Below are 13,747 nucleotides of genomic sequence, written 5' to 3'. Positions count from 1 at the left end.
GGCGAAGCTATTTACTTTTCTACAGTCTGTTATTCATAACAGACTGATTATCCAAAGATTAAGGTGATTTAAATCATGGGATTCAAATGCGGTATCGTCGGTTTGCCCAACGTCGGCAAATCCACCCTGTTCAATGCGCTCACCAAAGCAGGTATTGAAGCGGCCAACTTCCCGTTCTGTACCATTGAGCCGAACACCGGTGTCGTACCGATGCCCGATCCGCGTCTGGACAAACTGGCTGAGATCGTCAAGCCGCAGCGTATCCTGCCGACGACCATGGAATTCGTTGATATTGCCGGTCTGGTTAAAGGCGCGTCCAAAGGCGAAGGTCTGGGTAACCAGTTCCTGACCAATATTCGTGAAACCGAAGCCATCGGCCACGTAGTGCGTTGCTTTGAAAATGACAACATTATCCACGTCGCGGGTAAAGTTGATCCGGCGGAAGATATTGACGTAATTAACACCGAGCTGGCGCTGTCTGACCTCGATACCTGCGAACGCGCTATCCACCGCGTGTCCAAGAAAGCCAAAGGCGGCGATAAAGACGCTAAGATTGAGCTGGCCGCGCTGGAAAAATGCCTGCCGCAGCTGGAAAAAGCGGGCATGCTGCGCGCGCTGGATCTGAGCAAAGAAGAGAAAGACGCCATCCGCTATCTGAGCTTCCTGACCCTGAAGCCAACCATGTATATCGCCAACGTTAACGAAGACGGTTTTGAAAATAACCCGTATCTCGACCAGGTTCGCGCTATCGCTGAGCAAGAAGGTTCCGTAGTGGTTCCGGTTTGCGCTGCCGTTGAATCCGACATTGCCGAGCTGGACGACGAAGAGCGTGACGAGTTCATGGCCGAGTTGGGCCTTGAAGAGCCGGGCCTGAACCGTGTAATCCGAGCAGGCTACGCTCTGCTGAACCTGCAGACCTACTTCACCGCCGGCGTCAAAGAAGTTCGCGCATGGACTATTCCGGTTGGCGCTACCGCGCCACAGGCTGCCGGTAAAATCCACACCGACTTCGAAAAAGGCTTTATCCGCGCCCAGACCATCGCCTATGAAGACTTCATTGCTTATAAAGGTGAACAAGGCGCGAAAGAAGCCGGTAAAATGCGTGCGGAAGGGAAAGACTACATCGTTAAAGATGGCGACGTGATGAACTTCTTGTTCAACGTCTAATCCCGGACGATAAAATCCGCGCTCCGGCGCGGATTTTTCATTTCAAAGCCTCGCAGGTTTTATAACTCGCGAGGCTTTAAATTATCTGAATCGCGCATCTAACGGAATTTCTGCGTCAGGCTCGTGGGTAATTCGGTTACGCAGATCGCGACGAATCATTTCAATTGCCCAGAACCAAAAAATATGGCCAAGCAGTTCAGAAATATATTCATCAGCCGGAATGTTTAATAACGACGGCGTAAGTCCTAATAGCGGAAATGAAATCCAGTGTACCGCAATGGTGGCGACAATCCCGGCCCATACTCCCTGCCATAATTTAACTTTTGGGAATATCTCCGCCACCACGCAATAGCCAATCGCGAACACCAGCGAAAAGATGATATGCGTGACCATTACCGGATTGATGATATGCTCAGAGAAGGTGTACACGGTATGTGTAGGGTCAATGCCAAGATAGTCGCGTAAAAAGAGATAAGGAGGATTAAATTCATCACGCCCACCGGAAAATGTTCGCGGCGGCAGAGGTACTTCCGCCCCCCACTTAACGAATGCCGACATAATTCCGGCAATAACCCCAACTAATAATGCGACGCCATAGCGACGCCGACCTGGTGCAGTTTGTACAAAAAAGTCCTTAATTGCCATAAATCCCTCGCCATGAATAATATTGTTACAGCATTGCAATATTCTTTAAGTCCGCGCGGGTATGGCTTGATCAAGATCACACTTTTTGTTCAAAAGATAAACAAAGCTAATATTTTTATGTCATCGCGGAGCATCAATTAATGCCCCGCGTGGCATTCTTTTAATCACGCCAACCCATTGCCGGTGCAACGTGCTTCAGAATAGACTCAATCACGTGAGCGTTATAATCCACGCCCAGCTGATTCGGCACCGTCAGCAATAAAGTATCCGCTTCTGCGATCGCCTCATCCTGTTTCAGTTGCTCGATGAGCTTATCGGGTTCAGCGGCATAGCTGCGGCCGAAAATGGCGCGGGTTTTCTCATCAAGAAAACCAATACTGTCGCTGTTATCCCGGCTGGAGCCAAAATACATCCGGTCGCGATCGTCCATCAGGGCAAAAATACTCCGACTGACCGATACCCGCGGCGTACGCGTGTGCCCCGCCTCCGTCCAGGCCTGACGATAAGCGCGGATCTGTTTCGCCTGTTGGATATGGAATGGTTCGCCCGTCTCATCATCTTTCAGCGTCGAGCTCTGCAGGTTCATACCGAGCTTCGCCGCCCACATCGCCGTGGCATTAGAGCCAGCGCCCCACCAGATACGCTCACGTAGTCCGGCGGAGTACGGCTCGAGACGCAGCAATCCCGGCGGGTTGGGGAACATCGGTTGCGGGTTGGGTTTAGCGAAACCTTCGCCGCGCAGCACGTCCAACAGGACCTCAGTGTGGCGCCGCGCCATGTCAGCGTCGGACTCGCCATCCTGCGGTTGAAAACCGAAATGACGCCAGCCATCAATCACCTGTTCCGGCGAGCCCCGGCTGATGCCAAGCTGTAAACGCCCACCGGCTATCAAATCTGCAGCGCCGGCATCCTCCGCCATATATAGCGGGTTTTCGTAGCGCATATCGATAACGCCGGTGCCAATCTCAATCTTTTTAGTTTTCGCGCCGATAGCGGCCAGCAGCGGGAACGGTGAACTGAGCTGGCGGGCGAAATGGTGCACCCGAAAATAGGCGCCGTCCGCGCCTAACTCTTCGGCGGCAACGGCCAGATCGATGGATTGTAAAAGCGTGTCGGCAGCGGAACGGGTCGCCGACTGCGGCGATGGCGTCCAGTGGCCAAATGACAAAAATCCAATCTTTTTCATGAGGATAGACCCTGATTTGGCAAAACATTCAGCAGACGCGGAGATAATATTCCGCGTCTGTTGGTGGTTCCCCCTACTCTACCCCTTAACCAAAATGTATAAATGGCGTTTATTTAACAGAATAGTTCAAATAAATTGACCAAATATAACGATCGCTATTTCTGCATCAGCGCAAAAACGCCCCAACCGAAATATTCCCGGGTATAAGTGACGTGGCGAAGCGGTGAGGCATTGAGCTCCGCACGTACCTCAGCCGCAAATTCATCGTCGGGATTCGCCTGCAGCCAACGGCGCATCGTCAGCCATTTAGCGGCTTCATAACGGTCCCACCCTTCGCGGTCAGCCAGCACCATCTCAACAATGTCATAGCCCAGTTCGCCAAAAGTGGCGACCAGCGCTGGAAGCGGCAACAAATCGGCCACCGCAGAAACGCCGCAGGCGCGCGCCTCTTCTTCTGTGGCGGGTACCTTACGCCACCAGGGTTCCCCGATAAGTAGCATACCGCCAGGCTTAAGGCTGCGGGCTAACTGCGCCACGGTTCCAGCGACGCCGCCGGCAATCCACGTCGCGCCGATACAGGCCGCTACATCGTATTGCCGTTCGGCAACGTAACCTGCCGCATCGCTACGGAGAAAAGTGACGCGATCGCTAACGCCAAGCGCTGCGGCGCGTTGTTTAGCCTGCGCGGTAAACAATGGGCTCATATCAATGCCCAGACCGCCGATAGCATGGTCCCGCGCCCAGGTGCAGAGCATTTCACCAGAACCGCTGCCAAGGTCGAGGATCTGCGCCCCTGCCTGCAGGCGAAGTACGCGGCCAAGCGTGGCATATTTTTCCGCCGTGAAGGGGTTATGGATACGATGTTCACTTTCGCTGATGGTAAAGATACGTGGGATATCGATAGTTGTGGTCATGTCACTCTCCTTAGCGGTTATCCGGCTGGGCGCGAACGTTATTCAGCCCGCTGGTGTTGATGCGGTATGGTTGGCCGTTAACGGATTTAATCAGTTTTTTAGTGCGGAGCTTTTTGAAAACGGCGAGCGTACAGTCGCTGAGCAGTAGGCCTTCGCGGCTATAGCACTCCACGGCGATGACGCGGCCTGATGTATCGCGAATGTGCGCAATACGTCCGCCTTTCGCGAGAACGTGTAAGGTACGTTGTTCCTGACGGGATAAATTCATACTGGAAAACCTGTTTAATCATCATGTGCAAAACGTGCAAACACGCAGCGGTGTCCGCATTCGATTTCAGCGCAGTGATAACCAGCCCGGCCTGAAAGGTCGGCAAACTGATTATCAGATGATTACATTCTCCAGCATCAAAGCCTCGGTAGAGTTGAAAGGTATTTACCGGCTGGATGATAACATTCAGTGACAGAAAGGATATTTATAAACGGGAAAATTGTGATCGGTATCTGAAATTGCGCCCCCGCCCCATGACGAAAGGCGCACAATGAATGGCAGCAACGCATTGCTCCTGATTACCACATCAAATCATCAGGTACTTTAAAGTCAGCGTACGGATCGTCTTCGTCCTCTGCTTCCTGGCTCAGGGCGCTGTTCAACACAATACTCTCGGCGTCGCGCTGGGCGATTTTATCCGCCACGCTGGCGGGAATAATCGCGTATTCATATTTACCGTTATTATCAACAGCAAGGCGGGCAATCGCCAGACGGCCGCTAATGAGTTGCGCCTGGGTGGTTTTATCCACATCAATGTTTTTGATGAGATTATTATCCGTAAAGTTAAAAGCGATATGGCCTTTCGCAATCGTGATTCGGTTCATTTCGATCAGCTGCTTAACCTGCGCTTTATACTCTTTTGCTAAAGCCGCTTGCTTTTGCTGCTCGCTGAGCTGCTTGTCGCGCTCAAGCTGGGCTTTTTTGTTTTCCTCAACGGCCTCGCGGGCTTCACGCGCCTGAACACGTGACTTTTTCGCCGTTCTCTGGACCTTAGCCATCTTTTTACTGGTGACCAGACCCGCTTTCAGCATCTGCTCTTGTAAGGTAAGTTTTGTCATCGTCGTTTCTACAATCGTTTGAATGATGTTTTGGATACGGTAAATCAGGGTCAGACTTTCAGGAGCTTCACCGTGGCGTCGATGTCGATTTCATCTTCAGAGAAGATGAGCGTGGTGCCCTGAAAGGTAGTGATCGCCAGCTTTTTCAGCGTACGCATTTCACCCGGCTTCACGCTCGCTTTGGGCTTGATGCTGTTCATCAGCAGCCCCACGGAGAGCACCGCATTTTCCTTGTCGATATGCGTATCTGCTGGCACTTCCTCACTGTAGACCAGGTAAGACTTAATCGATGTCAGCTTCAGGCGCTCACCGGCAATATACAGATGTTTGCTTTCCGGGATGACCTTCACCGCGTAAGCCGATAGGCCTTTATTATTGGTCGTAGGTTCAAACGTGACCGCCGCATCTTTCTTAATCAGCTCCGGATTGGCGACCTTAATCACGTGAAAATAGCGGTTATCACCATTTTCATCTTTGATAAATCCGAAACCTTTATCTTTAAACCACGTTGTGATCGTACCGTTCATCGCCATTACCGCCTGATTAATCGTTTATCTACTCAATTTTGCAGCGCGCAGTTTAAAGCACAATGTCAGCGTAGACCATGCCTTTGCTCTAAGTGTTGCCTGATATCGGCAATTGATCCTGGCTTTTGCCGAAAATTTGATTCATTAATGAGTACGGTTCATTCAGGAGAATGCATGATGCCTAATCTACCCTCCATTGCGTTGCTAGGTCCTGGCGCTATCGGCACGACCATTGCCGCCGTACTGCATGAAGCGGGCCGCAAACCGCTGCTCTGCGGGCGCACCGCGCATCAGCGGTTGATTTTACGCCGGGATGACGGCGAAGTGATCATTCCAGGGCCGGTATTGACCGATCCGCATACGCTTGAACGCCCGGTTAAGCTGCTGTTTGTGGCGGTGAAAACCACCCAGGTAGCGGATTGCGCGCTCTGGCTTAACGCGCTGTGCGATGAAAACACGGTGGTCTGCGCACTACAGAACGGTGTCGAACAAGAAAGCCTGCTTGACCCTTATGTTAACGGCGCAAAGGTATTGCCTTCGGTTGTCTGGTTTCCGGCACAACGAGAGGCGGATGCTTCGGTATGGTTACGCGCCAAACCGCGCCTGACGCTACCCGATACGCCGCAAGGGCAGAAAATAGCCGAGGTTCTCGACGGTACCCGCTGCGCGGTTGAGTTGACGGCAGATTTCACATCGGTCGCCTGGCGGAAACTTCTGCAAAATGCCGTCGCTGGCCTGATGGTGCTGGCGAATCGCCGCGCCGGGATGTTTTCGCGCCAGGACATCACCGGGCTGGCGCTGGCCTATCTACACGAGTGTCTGGCGGTGGCCCGCGCAGCAGGGGCGGTACTCGCCGATAGCGTGCCGCAGGAAATTGTTGATGGGTTTCATCAGGCGCCGGCGGATTTAAGCACCTCAATACTTGCCGACCGTCAGGCCAATCGTCCGCTGGAATGGGACATTCGCAACGGAGTTGTACAGCGCTATGGCCGAACGCTGGGCGTTGCCACCCCCATCAGCGATGTCGTCGTGCCGCTGCTGGCGGCTGGAAGCGAGGGGCCTGGCTAAGATTGCTTCAAAAAAATTACCGTATTTGTTATAGTGTTACTCACTGATTATTTACCTCTGCGGTGCCAAAAAGAACAAGATTCACCGCAACCCAGGACAAGAAAATGTTAGATTACCGCTTCCCGACAGCTTTGCAGATGGTTCTCAGCGTAGCGATGGCGGAGCAATTGGGTGAACGTTCGACGAGTGCGATCCTGGCCTACGGCCTGGAAGCCAACCCGAGCTTTATCCGTAAACTCATGGTTCCGCTCACCCGCGACGGCATCATCGTCTCCACGCTTGGCCGCAACGGCTCTATTCATCTTGGCCGTCCTGCCGATCAAATCACGCTGCGTGATATCTATCTTTCCGTTATTGAAGATAAAAAACTGTGGGCGTCCCGCCCTGATGTCCCGGCTCGCTGCGTGATCAGCGCCAACGCTTGCTGGTACTTTAAGTCCGTAGCCGATGAAGCCGAGCAGGCGTCGCTCGCGGTGTTAGCTCGCCATACCGTGGCAAGCGCCCTGGAAGAGGTCAAAAAAGCCGATACCAGCGGCTGCGATCCGCTGCCTGAGCTGACTGCCCGCTATAAAGAAGCGCATTAACTTTTCTTGTTGCAAAAAAAAACCGCCTTAAACGAAAAGGCGGTTTTTTGTTATTAGCAGCGACCTACTCAGGCAGGACGTCCCTAACCGGTTCGCCGCGCGTCACCAGTTTTCGCAGCGTCACGTAAAACACCGGCGTCAGGAACAGCCCAAACAGCGTCACGCCGAGCATACCGGAGAACACCGTGATCCCGGTGACGCCGCGCACTTCCGCCCCCGCGCCATGGCCAAGAATCAGCGGAATCGTCCCGGCAATAAAGGCAATCGAGGTCATGATAATCGGGCGTAAGCGCAGACGACAGGCTTCCAGCGCCGCTTCCATAATCCCTTTGCCCTGAATTTCCAGTTCGCGGGCAAACTCGACAATCAGAATCGCGTTTTTACACGCCAGCCCCATCAGCACCACCAGCCCCACCTGCACAAATACGTTATTGTCGCCGCCGGTCAGCCAGACGCCAAACAGCGCGGAGAGCATGGTCATCGGGACGATAAGGATCACCGCCAGCGGTAGCGTCCAGCTTTCATATAGCGCCGCCAGCACCAGGAACGCCAACAGTACCGCGACCGGGAAGACGATCAGCGCCGTATTGCCCTGCGTGGCCTGCTGGAAGCTGAGATCCGTCCACTCAATATTCATCCCATTCGGTAGTATCTGCTTAGACATGCCTGCCAGCTGCGTCATCGCCTGGGTGGACGAGAGCACGCGGGGATCGGCATCGCCAATCAAATCCGCCGCCGGATAACCATTGTAGCGAATCACCGGATCCGGTCCGTAGGTGGTATTAATATTCACCATACTGCCAATCGGCACCATTTCGCCCTGATTATTGCGGGTGCGTAAATTAGCAATATCTTCCACGCTGTCGCGGAACGGCCCGTCAGCCTGAGCCATTACGCGCCAGGTACGCCCAAACTGGTTAAAGTCATTCACATACGATGACCCCAGATAAGTTTGCAGCGTCCCGAAAAGGTCGGTCAACGACACGCCCTGCGCTTTCGCTTTATCTCGATCGACCTGCACATCCAGCTGCGGCACGTTCGCCTGATAGGTCGAGATCGGGAAATGCATCCCCGGCGTCTGCATAATCGAACCCGACATCGCATTCACTGCGTTTTGCAACGCGCCATAACCCAGACCGGCGCGATCCTGAATATACAGTGAATAGCCGGAACCCTGACCCAGCCCTAAAATCGGCGGCGGCAGAATCGAGAAACCAAAGCCCTGCTGAATTTGCGCGATTTTGGCATTAATCTCGGCATTAATTTCCGCTGCGGTGTGTTTTCGCTGATCGAACGGTTTCAGACCAAAAAAGACCGTCCCGGTATTCGGCGTATTGGTGAACTGCAGTGCATTAAGCCCCGGAAAAGCCACCGCATAATCCACGCCTTCGGTATTCATACCGATTTCGCTCATTTTGCGGATCACGGCGTCGGTGCGCGCCAGTGAAGAGCCTTCGGGCATTTTCACGCCGCCAATTAAATACAGTTTATCCTGCGTCGGAATAAACCCGCCGGGTACGACTTTAAACATCACGCCAGCGGCGCAGAGCAGCAGGACGTAGACCACAAACACCGCGCCGCGTCGCCCGAGCGTTTTGCCTACCAGCCCCTGATAGCCGTTTGAGCTACGATGGAAAAAACGGTTAAACGGACGGAAAATCCAGCCGAACAAGCGATCGATAAGCCGGGTCGGGAAGTCTTTCGCCGCGCCGTGCGGTTTTAACAGCAGCGCAGCCAGCGCTGGCGAGAGCGTCAGGGAGTTGATGGCGGAGATCACCGTCGATATCGCAATCGTCACCGCAAACTGCTTATAAAACTGCCCCGTTACCCCGGAGAGGAACGCCATCGGCACAAACACCGCGCACAACACCAGCGCGATAGCGATAATCGGCCCGGAGACTTCGCGCATCGCCTGATGCGCCGCCGCTAGTGGCTCCAGCCCCTCTTCGATGTTTCGTTCGACGTTTTCCACCACCACGATGGCATCATCCACGACGATACCGATCGCCAGTACCAACCCGAACAGACTCAGGGTATTCAGCGAAAAGCCCAGCAGATAAAGAATGCTGAAGGTGCCCACCACCGATACCGGCACCGCGATAAGCGGAATAATCGACGCACGCCACGTCTGCAGGAACAAAATCACCACCAGCACCACCAACACTACCGCTTCCAGCAGCGTTTGCACCACCGCGCGAATCGAATCGCGCACAAACACGGTCGGATCGTACGGCGCCGCCCATTTCATATCTTCCGGGAAACGGGTGGAGAGTTCGTTCATTTTCGCGCGTACGGCGTTAGACAAATCGATAGCATTCGCCCCCGGCGACTGGAAAATACCAATCCCGACCGCGTCTTTATTGTTAAGCTGGGAACGTAGCGCATAGCTACCCGAGCCCATTTCGATACGCGCCACGTCGCGCAGGCGCACCAGCGAACCGTCTTGCGCCGTTTTCAGAATAATATTGCCAAACTCTTCTTCCGTATGCAGACGCCCCTGGGCGTTAATAGAGATCAAAAAATCGCTCTCTTTCGGCAGCGGCTCGGCGCCCAGCTGTCCGGCGGAAACCTGAACGTTTTGCTCCTGCATCGCCGTCACCACATCCGATGCGGTTAACCCGCGCGCCGCAACCTTATTGGGATCCAGCCAGATGCGCATCGCATATTCACCCGAGCCAAAAATCTGGATCTGCCCGACGCCGGGCAAACGCGCGAGTTCATCTTTTACTTTCAACGTGGCGTAGTTACGCATATACAGTGAATCGTACTTACCGCCGGGTGAAAACAGATGCACCACCAGCGTCAGCGTTGGCGATTGCTTCTGGGTGGTGATGCCTAAACGGCGCACATCTTCCGGGAGACGCGCCTCGGCCTGCGAGACCCGGTTTTGCACCTGAACCTGCGCCTGATCGGGGTCGGTTCCCGGACGGAAAGTGACGGTAGTGACCAATACGCCGTCAGAGCCTGCGACGGACTTCATGTACATCATATTTTCGACGCCGTTGATGGCTTCTTCCAATGGCGTCGCCACGGTTTCGGCGATCACTTTCGGGTTGGCGCCGGGATATTCCGCCCGCACCTGCACGCTAGGCGGTACGACATCAGGATATTCGCTGACCGGCAACAGCGGAATGGCGATCAAGCCGGTGATAAAAATCAGAATCGACAGCACGGCGGCAAAAATCGGCCTGTCGATAAAAAAGCGGGAAAAGTCCATATGGCGGATTCTCAGATAAGGGATCAGTTGAGGGCGGCGCTGGTGGTCATGGCAACGGTCTTCGCGTTAACCGGCATTCCCGGCATAAACACTTTTTGCAAACCATCGACGATGACTTTATCCCCAGGGTTCAGCCCCTGCTTGACGATACGTAAACCGGCAGCCAACCGCCCCGGCGCAATATCGCGACGCTGGGCTTTACCCTCTTTATCAACGATATAGACATATTTACGGTCCTGATCGGTCAGTACCGCTTTGTCGTCGATAAGCGTGGCTTTGAATTCAGCGCTGCCCGGCAAGCGGACACGGGCAAAGAGCCCTGGCGTGAACAGACGCTGCGAATTGTCCAGCAGCGCGCGCATGCGGATCGTACCAGTGCTCGGCGTTAACTGATTATCCAGAAAATCCACTTTACCCTGATGAGGGTAGCCCTCTTCGCCCACAAGGCCGATCTCAACCGGTAATGCCTGGTGACTGCTGGAGGCCCCTTGCCCGCTACGGGCAAGATTTTGGTAGTGAAGATAGGTCGACTCATCCACGTCAAAGTAGACATAAACCGTTTTTTGCGACACCAGCGTGGTGAGCACGCTGGCGGTATCGCCAGCGGTGACCAGATTACCGCTGGTGATCAACGCGCGGCTGGCGCGGCCGTCGATGGGCGCGGTCACTTTGGTGAAATCCAGATTAAGCTGCGCGGCATCAACCGCCGCCTGGGCGGCGCGAATATCCGCTTGCGCCTGGACCGCAGCGGAGCGGCGCTGCTCCCACTCTTCACGGGAAACCAGATTGGTATTGATTAATTTATCGGTACGGTTTGCTTCACTTCGCGCCAGGCTGGCTTGCGTTTTCGCTCTCGCCAGGGTTGCCTGCGCCTGTTCCAGCGCCGCGCGATAGGTTCGATCGTCAATGGTGAATAACACCTCCCCCTTCTTCACCTCCTGACCGTCGGTGTAATTCACTTTATCAATATAACCAGAAACGCGGGGACGTAGCTGCACGCTTTCCACCGCCTCAATCCGGCCATTAAAGCTATCCCACTGGCTAATGGATTTCACCACCACCTCAGCGGCGCTGACGGCAGGCGCTTGCGGCGCGGCGTTTTGCGCGACGCCTTCATCGCAGCCGGTGAGCAGCGCCGAGAGTAGCACCATACCTACTGCAGTCAGATGACGTTTTCCCCAGGTTTTTTGCAGGCTCATTATTTTTATTCCGGTAATTGTCGCCGCCGGGCAAGACGCTGCGGGAGACGCTGCGCCACTTCCTTTGTCCGGGCAGGCTTGAGGCCATTTGTGTCGTTCATCGCCACAAAACTGTAACAGTTGCGAATACACTATCGCGGCGATTGTAGGAAGGCGCTAAACTAAGTGCAAGAATAATTGTTGCACTTTATGTGCTATTCTTCTGGATCGAAAAAAGCCCATTTCAGGCAGGGGATTAATTGCAACAATAAAACTTGCAATTAATGCTAAAACGGGCCACCTTAAATGCAACAATTAAAGATGCTTTTATTATCTGCGTGGAGCAACAAGATGAACACTGCTGCGGTTATTCACGATCTACTCGATTGGATCGACAACAATCTCGAGAGCCGTCTGGATATTGAGACCGTTGCCAGGCGTGCGGGCTATTCGAAATGGCACCTGCAGCGGATCTTCAAGGAGCACACCGGTTACCCTCTCGCTGAATATATTCGCATGCATAAGCTACAAAGATCGGTCGAACGCTTAGCCAACAGCGACGAGCCTATTTTAAACGTGGCGATCGCACTGGGTTTCGACTCCCAGCAATCCTTTAACCGCAGCTTCAAGCGCCAGTATGGTCAGGCGCCCGGCGCCTGGCGACGCAGTATCTGCGGCGCAGAAACACAGCATTTACGCTAACAGTCGTAATAACCGTCGTGATAATCGTCCTCAGGGAATCGGCGAGCGAACAGTAGAAGCACCTATGTTTAGCAGCTATCAGGGCGTAGCGCCTACCGTTATGATTGGCCCATACCAAACAAACAAGGACGCGTTACCATGCTGAACAAATCGCCGTTGGTGTTGTTATTGTTCCCTTTACTGCTGGCAGGTTGTCACCATCATCAGCCCACGCCGCGCGCGGCGGCGAGCGCCACTGAAGTAGACGATCTGTTCGCCAGCCTCCCTTCGTCGAAACCATCAAGTCGGGCTACCTACGCCCGACAGATAATGACCGCCATCAGGGCAAAAATGCCTGATTCCGTGGAGTATCCCGGGCAAACCTGTCGGATTCGTTTGTCGCTGCAGCGTGATGGCACCGTAAATTCCGCTACCGTGGAAAAGGGTGATGAAGAACTATGCAACACTGTTGTAGCCGCATTTATGCAAGCAGACATTCCCGCCGCGCCGGATGATGACGCTTATCAGACGTTTAAAAATACCAGTATTGATTTTAAAGCATAAGACTAGCGCTTTATTACCAGCAGCATGGCATTCAACCGACCGTAATTCGTAGTATATTAAAAACAATCTCTGTTATCAGGTATACGGAATGTCCTACTCCATCGGCGAATTTTCCCGTCTTTGCGGCATCAATGCGACCACGCTGCGGGCCTGGCAACGCCGGTACGGCCTGCTAAAACCCGAACGTACCGATGGAGGCCACCGCCTCTATAACGATGATGATGTCCAACTGGCGCTAAAAATTCTCGACTGGGTAAAAAAAGGCGTGCCTGTAAGCCAGGTTAAACCGCTGTTGACCCGTCCTGACGCCGGCCCTGGTGATAACTGGCTTGTCCTGCAGGACAATATGCTGCAGCGGCTGAAAGAGGGAAAAATCGAATCCCTGCGCCAGCTGATCTACGATGCCGGTCGGGAAAATCCCCGCCCTGAGCTGGTTTCCAACGTATTGCGCCCGTTACGCAGTAAAGTATCGGCTAATGTGCCGGCGATGCAGACCCTACGTGAGATCCTCGACGGCATCATTATCTCCTACACCTCTTTTTGTCTTGAAGGCGATAAACGCGCGCCGGGCGATAACTCTCTGATTACCGGCTGGCACCTGAGCGACCCATGTGAAATCTGGCTGGAAGCGCTCATGCGTACCGGACAAGGTCATCGCATCGATGTGCTACCGATGCCGTCCACCGCGCTGGCCCCGGAAATATTTCCTCAACGCCACTGGTTGCTGGTGACCACGGGCCAGCTCACCGCCGCACGCCAGAGACAGATAGATCTCTGGCGTCAATTGGTTATTTCTCTGGACGTTATCTTCTTGTAAAAAAGCTTTGCTCCCCTACGCCATGTTCTCCGCTAAAAAAGCACGCCAAAAACTTGGACAAAAATACGTGATTGTGTAAGTTTAATGTATCG

At 53.8% G+C, this 13,747-nt stretch carries 14 protein-coding genes; 6 read left to right on the top strand and 8 right to left on the bottom strand.

Features of this window, described 5'->3' with window-relative positions:
* Positions 1-75: 75 nt before the first annotated feature.
* Positions 76-1,167: a redox-regulated ATPase YchF gene (gene ychF / locus AC2CGP_RS15730; protein WP_015367117.1), complete on the top strand. Its 1,092-nt coding sequence runs from the start codon at positions 76-78 to the stop codon at positions 1,165-1,167.
* A gap of 81 nt (positions 1,168-1,248) precedes the next feature.
* On the opposite strand, the gene AC2CGP_RS15725 is transcribed toward ychF, so the two are convergent.
* From AC2CGP_RS15725 to AC2CGP_RS15700, 6 genes are all read right to left on the bottom strand, one after another.
* Positions 1,249-1,812 carry a YagU family protein gene (locus AC2CGP_RS15725; protein ID WP_042892260.1) on the bottom strand — a complete coding sequence of 188 codons (564 nt, stop codon included), beginning with the start codon at positions 1,810-1,812 and terminating at the stop codon, positions 1,249-1,251.
* A 160-nt stretch (positions 1,813-1,972) separates the two neighbouring features.
* Positions 1,973-2,998: an LLM class flavin-dependent oxidoreductase gene (locus AC2CGP_RS15720; protein WP_015367119.1), complete on the bottom strand. Its 1,026-nt coding sequence runs from the start codon at positions 2,996-2,998 to the stop codon at positions 1,973-1,975.
* A 155-nt stretch (positions 2,999-3,153) separates the two neighbouring features.
* Positions 3,154-3,900, bottom strand: coding sequence for an SAM-dependent methyltransferase (locus AC2CGP_RS15715; RefSeq protein WP_213760086.1), 747 nt, complete (start codon positions 3,898-3,900; stop codon positions 3,154-3,156).
* A gap of 22 nt (positions 3,901-3,922) precedes the next feature.
* Positions 3,923-4,180, bottom strand: coding sequence for a YjhX family toxin (locus tag AC2CGP_RS15710; protein ID WP_015705074.1), 258 nt, complete (start codon positions 4,178-4,180; stop codon positions 3,923-3,925).
* Positions 4,181-4,479: 299 nt separating this feature from the next.
* The gene (locus AC2CGP_RS15705) at positions 4,480-5,019 is read right to left on the bottom strand and encodes a DUF2058 domain-containing protein (RefSeq protein WP_015367123.1); all 540 of its coding nucleotides are present in this window, start codon (positions 5,017-5,019) and stop codon (positions 4,480-4,482) included.
* A 50-nt stretch (positions 5,020-5,069) separates the two neighbouring features.
* Positions 5,070-5,552, bottom strand: a complete 483-nt coding sequence (locus tag AC2CGP_RS15700; protein WP_015705072.1) for a cold-shock protein — start codon at positions 5,550-5,552, stop codon at positions 5,070-5,072.
* Positions 5,553-5,723: 171 nt separating this feature from the next.
* Between AC2CGP_RS15700 and AC2CGP_RS15695 the strand changes: the two genes are divergently transcribed.
* Complete coding sequence (locus tag AC2CGP_RS15695) at positions 5,724-6,614, top strand: oxidoreductase (RefSeq protein WP_213760088.1); 891 nt, start codon at positions 5,724-5,726, stop codon at positions 6,612-6,614.
* 104 nt (positions 6,615-6,718) lie between these two features.
* The gene (oqxR, locus tag AC2CGP_RS15690; RefSeq protein WP_042892257.1) at positions 6,719-7,198 is read left to right on the top strand and encodes an efflux pump transcriptional repressor OqxR; all 480 of its coding nucleotides are present in this window, start codon (positions 6,719-6,721) and stop codon (positions 7,196-7,198) included.
* A gap of 64 nt (positions 7,199-7,262) precedes the next feature.
* Here the strand turns inward: oqxR and oqxB are convergent, their stop codons facing one another.
* Positions 7,263-10,415: a multidrug efflux RND transporter permease subunit OqxB gene (gene oqxB / locus AC2CGP_RS15685; RefSeq protein ID WP_213760083.1), complete on the bottom strand. Its 3,153-nt coding sequence runs from the start codon at positions 10,413-10,415 to the stop codon at positions 7,263-7,265.
* 23 nt (positions 10,416-10,438) lie between these two features.
* Positions 10,439-11,614, bottom strand: coding sequence for a multidrug efflux RND transporter periplasmic adaptor subunit OqxA (gene oqxA / locus AC2CGP_RS15680; RefSeq protein ID WP_126027503.1), 1,176 nt, complete (start codon positions 11,612-11,614; stop codon positions 10,439-10,441).
* Positions 11,615-11,944: 330 nt separating this feature from the next.
* On the opposite strand from oqxA, the gene AC2CGP_RS15675 reads away from it, so the two are divergent.
* The 3 genes from AC2CGP_RS15675 (at position 11,945) to AC2CGP_RS15665 (ending at position 13,655) form a co-directional block, all read left to right on the top strand.
* Positions 11,945-12,295 carry a helix-turn-helix domain-containing protein gene (locus AC2CGP_RS15675; RefSeq protein ID WP_015367129.1) on the top strand — a complete coding sequence of 117 codons (351 nt, stop codon included), beginning with the start codon at positions 11,945-11,947 and terminating at the stop codon, positions 12,293-12,295.
* A 138-nt stretch (positions 12,296-12,433) separates the two neighbouring features.
* A complete protein-coding gene (gene tolA / locus AC2CGP_RS15670; protein WP_015367130.1) occupies positions 12,434-12,838 on the top strand; it encodes a cell envelope integrity protein TolA in 405 nt (134 codons plus the stop codon).
* An 88-nt stretch (positions 12,839-12,926) separates the two neighbouring features.
* Positions 12,927-13,655, top strand: coding sequence for a MerR family transcriptional regulator (locus AC2CGP_RS15665; RefSeq protein ID WP_045367215.1), 729 nt, complete (start codon positions 12,927-12,929; stop codon positions 13,653-13,655).
* The last annotated feature ends 92 nt before the right edge of the window (positions 13,656-13,747 follow it).

The sequence above is a fragment of the Klebsiella sp. SYXHC3 genome (genome assembly GCF_057196925.1).
Note: the sequence above shows the minus strand (reverse complement) of the source record. Positions and strands in the feature narration are given on the sequence as shown.